Annotated in this window: 13 protein-coding genes, 1 tRNA gene and 1 pseudogene; 2 read left to right on the top strand and 13 right to left on the bottom strand. The window is 76.0% G+C overall.

The window, feature by feature from the left end; all coding sequences use genetic code 11:
• Positions 1 to 292 (top strand): annotated as a pseudogene (locus tag GA0070558_RS33240) (hypothetical protein); the annotation flags it as partial.
• 16 nt (positions 293 to 308) lie between these two features.
• On the opposite strand, the gene GA0070558_RS02335 reads toward GA0070558_RS33240, so the two are convergent.
• Positions 309 to 509: a hypothetical protein gene (locus GA0070558_RS02335; RefSeq protein WP_091275045.1), complete on the bottom strand. Its 201-nt coding sequence runs from the start codon at positions 507 to 509 to the stop codon at positions 309 to 311.
• Positions 510 to 703: 194 nt separating this feature from the next.
• Between GA0070558_RS02335 and GA0070558_RS02330 the strand changes: the two genes are divergently transcribed.
• Entirely contained in the window at positions 704 to 1,354 is a 651-nt protein-coding gene (locus GA0070558_RS02330) for a hypothetical protein (protein ID WP_077940303.1), read from the top strand.
• A gap of 24 nt (positions 1,355 to 1,378) precedes the next feature.
• Here GA0070558_RS02330 and GA0070558_RS02325 read toward each other — a convergent pair whose 3' ends face one another.
• The 12 genes from GA0070558_RS02325 to GA0070558_RS02270 all read right to left on the bottom strand — a co-directional run bounded on the left by GA0070558_RS02325 (position 1,379) and on the right by GA0070558_RS02270 (position 13,768).
• Positions 1,379 to 1,564 (bottom strand): hypothetical protein, encoded by a 186-nt coding sequence (locus GA0070558_RS02325; protein ID WP_091275582.1) that lies wholly within the window; start codon positions 1,562 to 1,564, stop codon positions 1,379 to 1,381.
• 75 nt (positions 1,565 to 1,639) lie between these two features.
• Entirely contained in the window at positions 1,640 to 1,837 is a 198-nt protein-coding gene (locus tag GA0070558_RS02320; protein ID WP_077940301.1) for a hypothetical protein, read from the bottom strand.
• A gap of 58 nt (positions 1,838 to 1,895) precedes the next feature.
• On the bottom strand, positions 1,896 to 2,468 hold the full coding sequence (locus GA0070558_RS02315) for a hypothetical protein (RefSeq protein WP_091275042.1): 573 nt from the start codon (positions 2,466 to 2,468) through the stop codon (positions 1,896 to 1,898).
• A 189-nt stretch (positions 2,469 to 2,657) separates the two neighbouring features.
• On the bottom strand, positions 2,658 to 4,421 hold the full coding sequence (gene selB, locus GA0070558_RS02310) for a selenocysteine-specific translation elongation factor (RefSeq protein WP_091275038.1): 1,764 nt from the start codon (positions 4,419 to 4,421) through the stop codon (positions 2,658 to 2,660).
• A gap of 57 nt (positions 4,422 to 4,478) precedes the next feature.
• Positions 4,479 to 5,777 carry an L-seryl-tRNA(Sec) selenium transferase gene (gene selA / locus GA0070558_RS02305; RefSeq protein WP_091275036.1) on the bottom strand — a complete coding sequence of 433 codons (1,299 nt, stop codon included), beginning with the start codon at positions 5,775 to 5,777 and terminating at the stop codon, positions 4,479 to 4,481.
• Positions 5,778 to 5,799: 22 nt separating this feature from the next.
• Positions 5,800 to 5,895 (bottom strand) — tRNA-Sec (locus GA0070558_RS33235).
• A gap of 46 nt (positions 5,896 to 5,941) precedes the next feature.
• Complete coding sequence (gene nrfD / locus GA0070558_RS02300) at positions 5,942 to 6,955, bottom strand: NrfD/PsrC family molybdoenzyme membrane anchor subunit (RefSeq protein WP_256091715.1); 1,014 nt, start codon at positions 6,953 to 6,955, stop codon at positions 5,942 to 5,944.
• Positions 6,952 to 7,881, bottom strand: a complete 930-nt coding sequence (locus GA0070558_RS02295) for a 4Fe-4S dicluster domain-containing protein (protein ID WP_091275032.1) — start codon at positions 7,879 to 7,881, stop codon at positions 6,952 to 6,954. The genes nrfD and GA0070558_RS02295 overlap by 4 nt, the downstream gene beginning before the upstream one ends.
• Positions 7,874 to 11,206 carry a formate dehydrogenase gene (gene fdh, locus GA0070558_RS02290; protein ID WP_256091714.1) on the bottom strand — a complete coding sequence of 1,111 codons (3,333 nt, stop codon included), beginning with the start codon at positions 11,204 to 11,206 and terminating at the stop codon, positions 7,874 to 7,876. The genes GA0070558_RS02295 and fdh overlap by 8 nt, the downstream gene beginning before the upstream one ends.
• 117 nt (positions 11,207 to 11,323) lie before the next feature.
• Entirely contained in the window at positions 11,324 to 11,632 is a 309-nt protein-coding gene (locus GA0070558_RS02280) for a MazG-like family protein (protein ID WP_091275027.1), read from the bottom strand.
• A gap of 95 nt (positions 11,633 to 11,727) precedes the next feature.
• Entirely contained in the window at positions 11,728 to 12,432 is a 705-nt protein-coding gene (locus GA0070558_RS02275; RefSeq protein WP_091275025.1) for a hypothetical protein, read from the bottom strand.
• A 196-nt stretch (positions 12,433 to 12,628) separates the two neighbouring features.
• Complete coding sequence (locus tag GA0070558_RS02270; RefSeq protein WP_369523364.1) at positions 12,629 to 13,768, bottom strand: DUF3626 domain-containing protein; 1,140 nt, start codon at positions 13,766 to 13,768, stop codon at positions 12,629 to 12,631.
• Between the last annotated feature and the right edge of the window lie 102 nt (positions 13,769 to 13,870).

Below are 13,870 nucleotides of genomic sequence, written 5' to 3'. Positions count from 1 at the left end.
AGACCCGGACCGGGCCAGCTTCACCATCGCGCTCCACGCGGCCCGTGACCAGGTCATCCACGCCGCCGGTGTCATCGCCGGCACCGTCACCGACCTGATCGGCAGAATCGGCCGCCTCGTCCTGGACCAACTACTGCCCGAACGTCGGCTACGCGTCAACGCCCGCACCGTCAAACGCGCCATCTCCAAATACAACGCCCGCGGCCCGAACATCGACCGACGCACCTACCAGGCCACCATCAGTCTCAACATCCTCGCCGGGCCGGTCTTGACAACCAGCCCGGAACCTTAACTACCCGGCATTGGGGCTAGTCGTCGCTGTCGTCGTCGGCGACCTGCGCCGCCGCCGGCCCGTACGGCGACACCTGACCCCGTGGGACGGTGCGGCCCCGGTCGCCGGGCGACGCGCCGCCGTGGCGGGGATGGCCGGACGCGCCGGGGCCCTTGGCGTCCTGCACCGCGTCGTTGCGCGCGTTGCGGCGCAGTTCCGGCTGCTGCGGGTTCGTCACGGGATTCTCCCTTCCGGGTGGACGGCGCGGCGTGGGCCGCGCCACGTCGCGTCTACCCGCCACGGCACCCCGCATGCGGCGCAAGGAAGGGCCCCTTGTTAACGCATTCTGTTGTACAAGGGGCCCTTCCTAACCACGTGCACACGCCACGCGCCCGCACGGGTGGGCTGCTGCGGCGTGGGTATCCCGAAGGCGTGGCAGACGATCGCAGGACCGCCCGGGCGCTGCTGGAGCAGCAGGGCCGCACGTACGCGCAGGAGGCCGGCATCCGGCTCGCCGACCGGCCCGGCCCGCTCTACCAGCTGCTGGTGCTGGCCACGCTGTTGAGCACCCGGATCCGGGCGGGCGTGGCGGTGGCGGCGGCCCGGGAGCTGTTCGCCTGCGGCTACCGCACGCCGCAGGCGATGGAGGCGGCGAGCTGGCAGGCCCGCGTCGACGCGCTGGGCCGCGGGCACTACCGCCGCTACGACGAGCGGACCGCCACCATGCTCGGCACCGGCGCGCGGCTGTGCCTGGACCGCTGGCACGGCGACCTGCGCCGCCTGCACCGGGAGGCCGGCGGGTCACCGGCGGCGCTGCGGCGGCTGCTCACCGAGTTCCCCGGGATCGGGCCGACCGGTGCGGACATCTTCCTGCGCGAGGCGCAGTCGGTCTGGCCGGACGTGCGCCCGTACGCCGACCGGCGGGCCCTGGCCGGCGCCGGGCTGCTGGGGTTGCCGGCCGACCCGCGTGGGCTCGGCGGGCTGGTCGACGGGGCGGACTTCGGGCGGCTCGCCTCGGCGCTGGTCCGGGTGGCCCTCGACGAGGACTCCGCGCGGGAGGTCAGGCGGGCCGCCGCCCGCTGAGACCGCAGCCGGGGCGCGGTGGGGTCACTTGGCCGCGGTGTCGCTCGGCTTGGTCAGGTGCCAGGCCAGGGCGGCGGCCAGCACGGCGAGGATCACCACCCCGCCGGACACGCCGCCGCCGTCGTCGTCGCTGCGGCCCCTGCTGCCGAAGTAGATGACCGCGAGGCCGGCGAGCACCGCCACGACCGTCCGCAGTCCCCGGTCCTTCACCCCCCGCACGGTACGGAGCCCCATTCGCGCATAAGCGGGCGAAAGCCGCTTTTCACCCGACCGGGGTGGTGCCGGTCAGTCGGTCTCCAGGTCGTCGAGGGAGATCGCGTGGGTCATCAGCCAGCGGGCCAGGGCGGCCATCCCGAACAGCCACAGCGGGGCCGACTCGGTGGGGCCGTTCGTGGCGACGATGGCGAAGCGCAGGTCCGGTGCCCGGTACGCCTCGATCCGCCACCGGTGGCTCTTGTCCCGCCAGACCGCCGAAGGGTCCATGACCGCCACGCTAGGCCACCCGTTGCCCGCCGGGGCCGCGCCTGCGAAACCCGCCCGGTCAGCCGGGGACGAGCGCGCCGCCGAGCAGCCCGCGCAGGGCCACCACCGCGAGGGTGAGCCCCACCGTGGCCAGCAGGCTCCACCCCAGGCCGGCCCACCCGGACCGGCGGGCCGCAGCCGGCGGAGCAGACCCGTGCCGTTGCGACGGGCGCCACCGTTCCCGGTGCAGCCAGGCGAGCACGCCCAGCCCGAACGGCAGCGAGCCCAGCCAGAACCAGAACCAGCGGGTGCCGACGACCGGGTCGGGACCGACGACGAGCATCGCCAGCCAGCCCAGCGTCACAGCGGCGGCGAGCACCTCCGCGGCGGCGGCGATCCGGTGCGCGGGCGCGGAGGTGCTCGGCCAGGCCTCCGCGACGCGGGCCAGGCGGCCGTCCGTCCCGTCCGGCGTGGGTTCCGGGTCGCCCAGCGGCACCCCCACGTCGGCGTAGCGGATTCGGCCGTCGGGCAGGCTCCAGGCGAGCGTCGGGCCCCGCGGGCCGGCCCGCAGGTTCGGCGTCGTGCCCCAGAAGGCACCCGGGCGCTGCCAGCCGTCGCCGCGCTCGACGGTGACGACCCGGCCGGCGGCCACGTCCCGCCCCAGTTGCCCGACGTCGGACTCGCGGGGCGCGGCCCCACCAGGCGCACCGCCCAGACCGACCAGCCCAGCGCCATCGTCAGGAGGAACACCCGGCCCCACCGGCCCCCGCTGGCGGAGGCGGGAGCCGAATCGGTCACCACGCCACGATCGCAGCACCGCGCAACAAAGCACCCCGGCCGGTCAGGGCGGCGGGGACACGACGCTGCGGGCGTCGTCGGGCAGGCGACGGGTGACGCCCCGGCGGTCCAGCAGCTCCAGCAGCGGCACCGCCACCCGGCGGGTGGTGTCCAGGGCCTGCCGGGCGGCGCTGAGCGTGAACGGCTGCGGCAGCCCGGCGAGGACCCGGGCGGCGGCGTCCACGGCGCCGGGCAGCAGCACCACCGTGTCGGCCAGCCGCAGCAGCGCCCCGGCCCGCACCGCCGCCCCGAGTTCCCGGGGCCCGAGCCCCCACTCGGTGAGGCGGTGCGCCTCCGGGGCCTGGAACGGCCGGTCGGCGTACTCGGCGCGGACACGGGCCACCGCGCGGGCCACCGGCTCGGGCAACGCGTCGCCGGCCGACGCGGTGACCCGCCCGCCGGCCACCCGCAGCGGCGGGCGGACGAGGGCCTCGACCAGGGCCCGGTCGGGCAGGCCGAGGCGGTGGCGCAGCACGTCGACGGGGACGCCCGCCTCCAGGGGGTGCGCGGCGGCGTACCGGGTGGTCTCGGCGGTCAGCCGGGCGGCCAGGGACCGCCAGTGCTCGGGGTCGGCCAGCCAGTCCCCGGCGACGGGGGCGGCGGTGACGGGCACCCCCATCCGGGTCAGCTCCCCGACCTGGGCCAGGGCGCGGCGGCGCAGCTCCCCGGCCAGGTCGGGGCGGCCGTCGAGGTCGGCGAGGACCCGGGCGCGGGCGGCGGCGGCCCCGCGCCGGGTCAGGGGCGGTGGGGCCACGTCCAGCACGGTGACCCCGCCGGCGATCAGGCGCCGGCCGGGGTCGCGCAGCAGCGCCCGGTCGCCGACGAGCAGCGGCAGCGGCCGGGACAGCCGCAGCCGGACGGTGTCGACGCCGAGGGGGCGCACCCGGGCGGGCACGGCGGCGGAGCCGACGTGCAGGGTGAGGGTGGCCGGCAGGTCGGCCGCCGGTTCCCCGGTGACGCGCACGTCGAGCAGGTCGGTGCGGCCGAACCGGCCGGGGGTGAGCAGCGCCTCGCCGCGGCCCAGCCGGTCGCGGGGCACGTTGCGCAGGTTCACCGCGACCCGGGCCACCGCGTCGACCCGGTCGCGGGCGACGCCGAGGCGGTGCAGGCCCCGCACCCGCACCTGCTCGCCGGTGCCCGCCAGCTCCAGGTGGTCGCCGACGGCCAGCCGGCCGCCGCCGAGGGTGCCGGTGACCACCGTGCCGGAGCCGGTGATCGTGAACGACCGGTCCACCCACAGCCGCACCGGCGCGTCGGCCGGCGGGTCGGGCAGCCGGGCCGCCAGGCGGTCCAGGGCCGCCCGCAGATCGGGCAGGCCGGCCCCGGTGACGGCGCTGACCGCGACGGCCTCCACGTGGCCCAGCGAGGTGGCGGCGAGCTCCGCGCGGGCCCGGGCCCGCGCCGGCCCCGGGTCGGCCAGGTCCGCGCGGGTCACCACCAGCAGCCCGTACGCCACGCCGAGCGCGTGCAGCGCGGCCAGGTGCTCGGCGGACTGGGGCATCCAGCCCTCGTCGGCGGCGACGACGAACAGCGCGGCGGGCGCGGGGCCGATCCCGGCGAGCATGTTCGGCACGAACCGCTCGTGGCCGGGCACGTCGACGAACGCGACCGTGCCGCCGGAGGGCAGCGTGGTCCAGGCGAAGCCGAGGTCGATGGTCATGCCCCGGCGGCGTTCCTCGGCCCACCGGTCCGGTTCCATCCCGGTCAGCGCCCGCACCAGGGTGGACTTGCCGTGGTCGACGTGCCCGGCGGTGGCCACCACCCGCACGTCAGCCCACCACCCGCACGTCAGTCCACCGCCCGCAGGTCGGCTTCCGCCGGCACGTCAGTCCTCCGCCGGCACGGCCAGCACGGCGGCGCGCAGCGCGTCGTCGGCGGCGGCGGGGACGCAGCGCAGGTCCAGCAGCAGTCGGCCCCGGGCGACCCGGCCGAGCACCGGCGGGTCGCCGAGGCGCAGCGGCCCGGCGTACCGCTCGGGCAGGGCGAGGGCCCACGAGTCCAGCTCGACGCCGGGCGCGCCGCCGCCGCCGACCACGGCGGCCGTGGGCACCACCTCGGCCTTGCAGCCGTCGGCGGCCAGCCGATCGCGCAGGCGCTCGGTGCGCCGCCGCAGGGCGGCCGGGTCGGCGTGCAGGGCCGCCCGGGTGGGGGTGTCGGGGCCGTGCAGGGTGGCCGCCAGCGCGGCGAGGGTCAGCTTGTCGACCCGCAGGGCGCGGGCCAGGGGGTGGCGGCGCAGCCGGTCGACCAGGTCGGCGTCGCCGAGCAGCAGCCCGGCCTGTGGGCCGCCGAGGAGCTTGTCGCCGCTGGCGGTGACCAGGTGCGCGCCGGCGCGCAGGGTGCGCGCCGCGTCGGGCTCGGCGGGCAGCAGCGGGTCGGCGGCGAGCAGCCCGGAGCCGATGTCGGCGACGACCGGCACGCCGAGGGTGGCCAGCCGGTCGACGCCGACGGCGCTGGTGAAGCCGGTGACCACGAAGTTCGACGGGTGCACCTTCAACACGAACCCGGTGTCGGGGCCGAGCGCGTCGGCGTAGTCGGCGAGGCTGGTGCGGTTGGTGGTGCCGACCTCCCGCAGCCGCGCGCCGGTGCTGGCCAGCAGGTCGGGCAGGCGGAACCCGTCGCCGATCTCCACCAGCTCGCCGCGGCTGACCACGATCTCCCGCCCGGCCGCGAGGGCGGTGGCGGCCAGGACGAGGGCCGCCGCGCCGTTGTTGACCACGTGCACGCCGCCCGCGTCGGGCACGGCGGCGGCGAGCGCGGCGAGGGCGTCGCGGCCCCGCCGGGCCCGCCGGCCGGTGGCCAGGTCCAGCTCCACGTCGGTGTGCCCGGCGGCGGCGGCCACGGCGGCCACGGCGGCGGCCGACAGCGGGGCCCGGCCCAGGTTGGTGTGCAGGACGACGCCGGTGGCGTTGAGCACCGCCGTCGGCGTCGCGGCGGGCAGCGCGGCGAGGGCGGCGTCGCGTACCCGATCGGGGGTGATCTCGCCGGCGCGGGCGCGGGCCTGCGCGGCGACGATCGCGGCCTTGACCCGGTCGCGGCCCAGCCGGCCGACGGCGGCGGCCAGCCGGGGGTCGGCGAGCAGGACGTCGGTGCGCGGGACCCGCCGTCGGGGATCGGCGTCGCGCATCGCGTCCTTCCCACGGGTTGCCTGGCGGAGACGGACGGGAATCGAACCCGCCTGGCCCGGGTCCCGGACCACACCGGTTTTGAAGACCGGGAGGGGCACCAGCCGCCTGAACGCCTCCACCGGCCATTTGACCACAGCACCCCGCCCGGCGTGCGGGGAGGGCGTCAGCTCCCGGCGGCGCGACGGTCGACGCGTGCGCGCTGCGGCACCACCGTGTACTTCGGGTCGCGGGCGGAGGCGACACCGCCGTGGAAGATGCCGAACCGGGTGGCGACCGACGCGGCGAGCAGCGCCGCGCCGGAGAGGCCGGACAGCAGCCGGCTGCGGCGACCGACCAACGCGCCGAGGACCCCGGCGGCGGTCAGCGTCCGGCCGGCGCGCAGCAGCCGGCCGGGCACGCCGGTGCGGTATGGCTCGCTGAGCAGGCCCAGGCGGGTCTCCACCCGGTGCGCGCCCCACAGCTCCAGGGCCGCGCCGGCCACGGCCATCCGCCGGGCCGGGCCGGCCTGGGCGCAGGGCGCGGCGAGCAGGCCCACGCCGGCGCCGCTGGCCAGGGCGCTGCCTGCGAAGATGGTCGGCAGTTCCGGGTACGCCTCGTGCCACGACGGCACGGCCGTGCCGGCGAGCAGCACCCCCGTGTACGTGGCCAGGGCCGGCGCGGTGGCGGCGGCGACCAGCCCGGCGGCCCGCCCGGCGGCGGGCAGCAGCCGTCGCCCCACGCCGAGCACGCCCCGCTCGGGCAGCCACGGCGCGGCCTCGGCGACGGCGGCGACCCCGGCGGCCGGGCCGAAGACGGTGAGGATCCAGGTGCCCACCGACATCGGGGAGGTCGGCTTCGCCACCCGCAGCATGTGGTGGAAGCGGGCCGGCCGGCCCAGGTCGTTGACGAGGAAGTACGCGCTGGCGGTGACCGCCGCCAGCGAGGTGACCCGGCCGGCGCGGCGCAACGCCGGCCGGCCGGTGAGCTGCCCACCGGCGGCCAGCAGCGACGACCCGGCGGCCAACCCGCCGGTGAACAGGTATGCCGCGATGTCCCACTTCCACACCGGCGGCTTCAGGATCGGGCGGCCGTAGTAGGAGGTGAACTCGGCCGGCGGGACGGTCAGCTGTTCCCCGCCGCCGCGTCCGCTGCGGTAGCGGCGGAACCGGTCACCGACCGGCCGGTGCGGTGCGCTCACGAGGACCCTCCGACGAACGCGGCGACGGCCGCCGCCGCCATGGCCAGGGCGGCCAGCCCGGCCCGTTTCCACATCCGGGGCAGGTCCCGGGTGGTGACCACCGGGTCGGGCGGCAGCCCGTACACCTCGGGGTCGTCGAGCAGCAGGAAGAACGCGCCGTCGCCACCGACGCCGTCGGTGGGGTCGTGGCCGTAGAGCCGGGCCTGCGGCACGCCGCGCTCGTGCAGGGTGGCGACCCGGTGCGCGGCCCGTTCCCGCAGCTCGTCGAGGGGGCCGTACTGGATGGACTCGGTGGGGCACGCCTGCGCGCAGGCCGGCGTGCCGCCCGCGCCGAGCCGGTCGTAGCACAGGGTGCACTTCCAGGCCCGGCCGTCGCCCTTGCGTTGGTCGATCACCCCGTACGGGCAGGCGGGGATGCAGTAGCCGCAGCCGTTGCAGATGTCCTCCTGCACCACGACCGTGCCGAACTCGGTGCGGAACAGCGACCCGGTGGGGCACACGTCGAGGCAGGCGGCGTGGGTGCAGTGCTTGCACACGTCCGACATCATCAGCCAGCGGAAGTCGGAGCGGGTCTCCGCGCCGGTGCCGCGGCCGGGCGGCCGCGCGCCGGGCATGCCGAGGAACTGGGGGCCGGCGACGCTGCTGCCCGGCGCGTCGGCGGCCGGGGCGGCGGGGCGGGGCTGCTCCACGAACGCCACGTGCCGCCACGAGTTCGCCGTCAGCGCGCCGGTGTTGTCGTAGGACATGCCGAGCAGGTCCAGCCCGGAGCCGGGCACGTCGTTCCACTCCTTGCAGGCGACCTCGCACGCCTTGCAGCCGATGCAGACGCTGGTGTCGGTGAAGAAACCCATCCGGGGCTGGGCGTCGGTCCAGCCGGCGTCCGGGGCCGGGTCCAGCGGCCCGTAGAGGCTGTTCGCGTCAGGCATCCCCGCCCCCGTCATGCTCGTCGGCCGACGCCTGCGGCGAGCGTTCGTCGGTGCTGCCGGCCGCGTCGCCGCCGCCGGCCGCGTCGGTGGTCACGATCGGGACGCGGCGCTGCGGGGTGATCCCGGCCCGCCGCCGGTAGTCGGCGACCAGGTCGAGCAGGGCCGGCCCGGTGGGCCGGCGGCCGGGCCGCACGTCGCAGGTGCCGACCTTGCTCTCCTGGATCAGCACGTTCGGGTCCAGGGTGATGCCGAACAGGTCGTTGGCCGAGTCGCCGGTGACCAGCCCCTCCGTGCCGAAATGGTACGGCAGCCACAGCTGGTGGATGATCCGGCCGTCGACCCGCAGCGGGGTGAGCCGGTCGGTGACCAGCACCTTCGCCTCGATCGCCGCCCGGCCGCTGACCAGGTGCGCCCAGCCCAGGTGCGTCAGTCCCGCCTCGGCGGCCAGCTCCGGGGACACCTCCACGAACATCTCCGGCTGCAACTCGGCCAGCGGACGCACCGTGCGGCTCATCCCGCCGGCCGTGTGGTGCTCGGTGAGCCGGCTGACCGTGAACACGTACGGGAAGACGGCGCTGTGCGCCTCCGGCGGGCTCGGGTTGACCGAGTTGACCGGATGCTCGTAGACCTTGCGGGTCGGGTTGGCCTGCTGCCCGTACAGGGGGTTGCGCATCGGGGACTCGGCCGGCTCGTAGTGCGCCGGCAGCGGGCCGTCGAGCACGCCGCTGGGCGCGTACAGCCAGGCCTTGCCGTCGCCCTGCATGACGAACGCGTCGTCGCCGGCGATGGCCGCCACCCCGGAGGCCCCCTCCGGCGGCCGGTACGTCGGCGGCTTCGTCTTCTCGAAGTCCGGCACGTCGTAGCCGGTCCACTCCCCCGCGTCCGGGTCCCACCACACGTACTTCTTGCGTTCGCTCCACGGGCGGCCCTGCGGGTCCGCGGAGGCCCGGTTGTAGAGGGTGCGTCGGTTCGCCGGCCACGCCCAGCCCCACTGCGCGGCCACCCAGTCCTGCTCGTGGCGGGAGCGGCGGCGGGCCGCCTGGTTGACGCCGTCGGCGTAGACGCCGGTGTAGATCCAGCAGCCGATCGCGGTGGACCCGTCGTCGCGGGCCTGCGTGAACGCCGACAGCGGGCGGCCGGTGGCCACCTCGTACCCGTTGATCTCCCGCAGCACCGCCTCGGCGCTCGGCTCCGCGTGCGGGCCGTGCGTCGGGTAGTCCCAGGTCAGGTCGAGCAGCGCCCGGTCGCGCGGATGCGGCGACCCGGCCAGCCTCTCCCGCAGCCGCCGGCCGAGGTGGTAGAAGAACCACAGCTCCGAGCGGGCGTCGCCCGGCGGGTCGACGGCCTTCTCCCGCCACTGCAACAGCCGCTGGGTCTGGGTGAACGTGCCCTCCTTCTCCACGTGGGAGGCCGCCGGCAGGAAGAACACCTCGGTGCGGCACTGCTCCGGCACGATCTCCCCGGTGGCCACCTCGGGGCTGTTCTTCCAGAACGTGGCGCTCTCGATGAGGAACAGGTCGCGCACGACCAGCCAGTCGAGGTTGGCCATGCCGAGGCGCTGGGCGCGGCCGTGCGCGGAGCCGACCGCCGGGTTCTGGCCGAGCAGGAAGTAGCCCCGGATCTTCCCGTCGATCATGTTGAGGACCTGCTGGTAGGTGCCGTGGTCGCCGGTCATCCGGGGCAGGTGGTCATAGCAGAAGTCGTTCTCCGGCGTCGCCGCGTCCCCCCAGTACGCCTTGAGCAGGCTCGCCGCGTACGCCCGGGAGTCGCCCCAGAAGCCCTTCTGGCCGGGGTGGCGGATGCTGTCGACCCAGTCGTCGAACGTCTCGTGGTCGGCGTGGTGCGGCATCGGCAGGTAACCGGGCAGCAGGTTGTAGAGCGTGGGGATGTCGGTGGAGCCCTGGATGCTGGCGTGCCCGCGCAGCGCCAGGATGCCCCCGCCGGGGCGGCCCATGTTGCCCAGCAGGGTCTGGATGATCGCGCCGGTGCGGATGTACTGCACACCGACGCTGTGCTGCGTCCAGCCCACCGAGTAGACCAGGGCGCCGGTGCGTTCCCGGCCCGAGTTGGCCGCCCACGCGTCGGCCAGCTCCAGGAACTTGTCCTGCGGGATGCCGCAGACCCGTTCCACCATCTCCGGGGTGTAGCGGGCGAAGTGCCGCCGCAGGATCTGGTAGACGCAGCGCGGGTGCTGCAGCGTCTCGTCCCGCTGGGCCGGCGCGGGCACCGGCATGCCGTGCGACTCGTGGCGCAGCCCGGCCGCGCTGTCGCGTTCCTTGCCGGTGCCGGTGATCTCGGCGTGACCCTCGTGGCCGGCGTACTGCCAGCTCGACGTGTCGTACGAGCCGGTGTCGGGGCGGTAGCCGGAGAACAGGCCGTCGAGGTCCTCGGTGTCGGCGAACTGGTCGCTGACGATCGTCGCCGCGTTCGTGTACGCCAGCACGTACTCCCGGAAGTCCAGCTCGTTCTCCAGGATGTGGCGCACCACGCCGCCGAGCAGCGCGATGTCGGTGCCCGCCCGGATCGGCAGGTAGGAGTCGGCGACCGCGCTGGTGCGGGTGAAGCGGGGGTCGACGTGGAAGACCTTCGCGCCGCGCCGCTTGGCCTCCATCACCCACTGGAAACCCACCGGGTGGGCCTCGGCCATGTTGGAGCCCTGGATGACGATGACGTCAGCGTTGACCAGGTCCTGTTGGAAGTCCGTCGCGCCGCCGCGACCGAAGCTGGTCCCCAGACCGGGGACGGTGGCGGAGTGTCAAATGCGGGCCTGGTTCTCGATCTGGAGCGCCCCCATCGCCGTGAACAGCTTCTTGATGAGGTAGTTCTCCTCGTTGTCCAGCGTCGCCCCGCCGAGGCTGGAGATGCCCAGCGTGCGGTGCAACGGCCGGCCCGCGTCGTCGACGTCCTCCCAGGTGTCCTCGCGGGCGGCGAGGATCCGGTCGGCGATCATGTCGAGCGCGGTGTCGAGGTCCAGGTCCTCCCACTCGGTCGCGTACGGCCGGCGGTAGCGCACCGTCGTCTGCCGCAGCGGGCTGGTGACCAGGCTCTTGCTGGCCGAGCCCTTCGGGCACAGCCGGCCCCGGGAGATCGGGCTGTCCGGGTCGCCCTCAATCTGGGTGACCCGGCCGTCGGTGACGAAGACCCGCTGACCGCAGCCGACGGCGCAGTAGGGGCAGACCGAGCGGGCCACGCTGTCGGCGGTCTCGGTGCGGGCCGTCAACGCCGCCGAGCGGGCCGACTGGGCCGCCGCGCCCCGGCCGAGCGGGTCGGTGCCGGTGAGCTGCCGGTAGACGGGCCAGCCCGCGAGGAACGTCCGCAGGCCCATCGGCGCGCACCCCCTCCCCGGCGACAGAAGCTGACGTTCTGAACATAGGCCAGCGCCCGCCGCGCCGCGACCCTCAGCGGATCTTTTTCCGCCGCCGGGGGCGGTGCTCACCGCTGCTCACCGCTGCCGGGAGCGGACCTTCTCGGCGCACGCCAGCAGCGCGGCCCGCGCGTCGCCGCCGAGGCTCTCGATGGCCACCAGCGCCGTGAACGCCGCGTCGGCCAGCTCGGCGGCCACGTCGTCGCGGCTGTGGGTGACCCCCTTGCGGGGGTTCTGCCCGAGCACGCCGATCCACGCCCCGGCGGCCTCACCCGCCTCCTCGGTCAGCTTGAGGATCCGGCAGGTCAACTCCGCGTCCCCGGCGCCGTTGGCGGCGTCGAGCCACCCGCGCGCCGCCCGCACCGCATCCCAGATCGGCTCGTCCATGCAGGAAGTGAACCCCGACGGCCGCGCCGGGCCGCACCCGGGGAGGCGAACGCCCCCGTGCCGATACGGCACGGGGGCGTTCGGGTGTCGTCACGTCACCACAGCTGCGCGACGATGTCGGCGGCCTGCTCCTCCCACTGGGCGTACGCGTACGGGTACGCCGACACCTGCACCGTCTGCGCCGCGGCGGTCAGCGGCAGCTCCCGCCAGCCGCCGACGTTCTTCAGCGCCCCGAAGAACGCCTTCGACGCGTACTCGGGGTCGGTGATCTCGTCGGGCGAGCCCCAACCGGACGACGGGCGCTGCTGGAACAGGCCCTGCGAGTCGTGGTCGTTGTACGCGCCGAGGTGGCCGAGGTTGTACAGCTTCGACTCCTGCAGCGAGGTGGCCACGCCGATCACCGCGCCGCGTTCGCCGACGCCGCTCTCCTTGGCGGCCTCGACGATGGCCCTGGCGTTGGCCACCTGCGCGTCGTCGAGCGGGATGCGCGACTGCGCGCCCTCGACGCCGTGCGGGATCAGCTCGTCGCGGCTCGGCTTGCCCGTCGACGGGGTGGACGTGCCGGCGCCCGCGCCGGTGGTCAGCGCGGACTCGGCGGTGGCACCCTCCCGGGTCTTGCCGGTGGCCAGGTCGATGGCGGCGACGGCGCCCGCGTGCGGGCCGGTGGTGACGGGGGCGGCGACGGCCGTGGGGCCGAACGCCAGGCCGCCGAGGACGGCGACGCCGCTGATGGTCAGGACGGTCCTGCGGTTCGTGGTCTTCGCGATGGCCGGGAGCCATCGAGTGAAGTCAGCCTTCACGATGGTTGCCCTTTCGGTCGACACGACGCGCTCCGGGGTGAGCGCCCCTCGGAACCCGCCCCGGCCGGTGGGGTTTACCGGCGGGCGGTACGGGGGACACAACCAGCTTCACGTGTCCGTCATTCCGGATACGGGTGGCAGCGGCCGGGGTGCGGTCCCGGTCACGCCCGGAACCGGACACGACGGCCGGCACCGGTCAGCGGGCGCGCGGCGCCCCGAACCGGACGAGGACGTGCCAGAGCATCTTGAGGTCCTGCAGCGTGGCCGCCAGCGGGCCGCGGTCGGCCCACCGGTCGGGCTCGGTGACCGCCGAGGCGGCGGCCCGGCCGATCAGCGCGGCGTCGACCGGCTCGCCGGGGCGGGCGAACTCGGCGTGGATCCGGGCGGCCAGCGGCGGGATGCCGGGGCCCCGGAACTCAGCGTCGACCCCGTCGACCGGCAGCTCGAAGCCCGCGTGCCAGTGCAGCGCCGCCCCGTGGCGCGCCGCCAGGTCGGCCAGCACCCGGCCCACCCGGGTGCCCGCGAACGACGGGTCGAGCACGAACGCCTCGACGTCGCGGCCGAGGTCCACCGCACCGTGGATCTGCGCCTCGACGTAGTCGTCCAGCGCGCGGACGGCCGGGCCGGCGCGCCAGGCGTCCCGCTCGCGGCGGCGCAGCAGGGCCCCGAGCAGGGTGGCCGGGTCCGTCCCGGCGACGCCGAGGCTGACGCCCGTGCCGGCCGTGGCGTCGAGCAGCTCCGCCAGCACCGGCTCGGGCACGTCGACGGTGCCGAGGTGGGGCGGCTCCAGGTGGCTGTCGCCGAAGCAGAACGTGGCGCGGGCCAGCACCTGCGGCCGCAGCCGCAGGTGGCAGGAGCCGAACCGGGGACACGCGCCGTCGGGGTGGTCGAGCAGGTTGAGCCCGCCGTACGTCGGGCGGTCGGCCGGAAGCACGCCCGCCTCCTGGTAGGCGCCGCCGAACATCGCCTCCTCCCAGCGGTCCCGGTCGCCGCCGGGGAACGCGGTCAGGCCGCCGTTGGAGATGCCCGTGGCGAACTGGCTGCGGTAGACGCCCTGCGCGGCCAGCGCGTCGGCCACCGTCCGTCCGTCGGCGAGCAGCCGGTCGGGGTGGAAGTTCACGGTCAGCCGGCCGTGCGCGCCGACCGCCGCGACCAGCTCCTGTGGCCGGCGGCCGACGCCGGAGGCGGCCAGGTGCCGCGCGATCACGGCGCGGGCCGCGGGGCGCCGGCGTAGCGCCGACCGGCGTACGTGCGCCAGGGCGGCGGCCTGCGCCGGGGTCAGCGGTGGGTGGCCGGTGGCAGGGGCGGGGCGCGCCGTTCGGGGTGGGTGGGACACAAGCGCCGATTGTGCCGGGCCGGCACCCGAGGCTCGTAGCGCATTTCGCGCCGGCGGCCGGTTGACACGGGCCGGACCCGATTCGAATAATTCATCTGCTGA

This window comes from Micromonospora haikouensis, assembly GCF_900091595.1.
Classification (GTDB): domain Bacteria; phylum Actinomycetota; class Actinomycetes; order Mycobacteriales; family Micromonosporaceae; genus Micromonospora; species Micromonospora haikouensis.
Note: the sequence above shows the minus strand (reverse complement) of the source record. Positions and strands in the feature narration are given on the sequence as shown.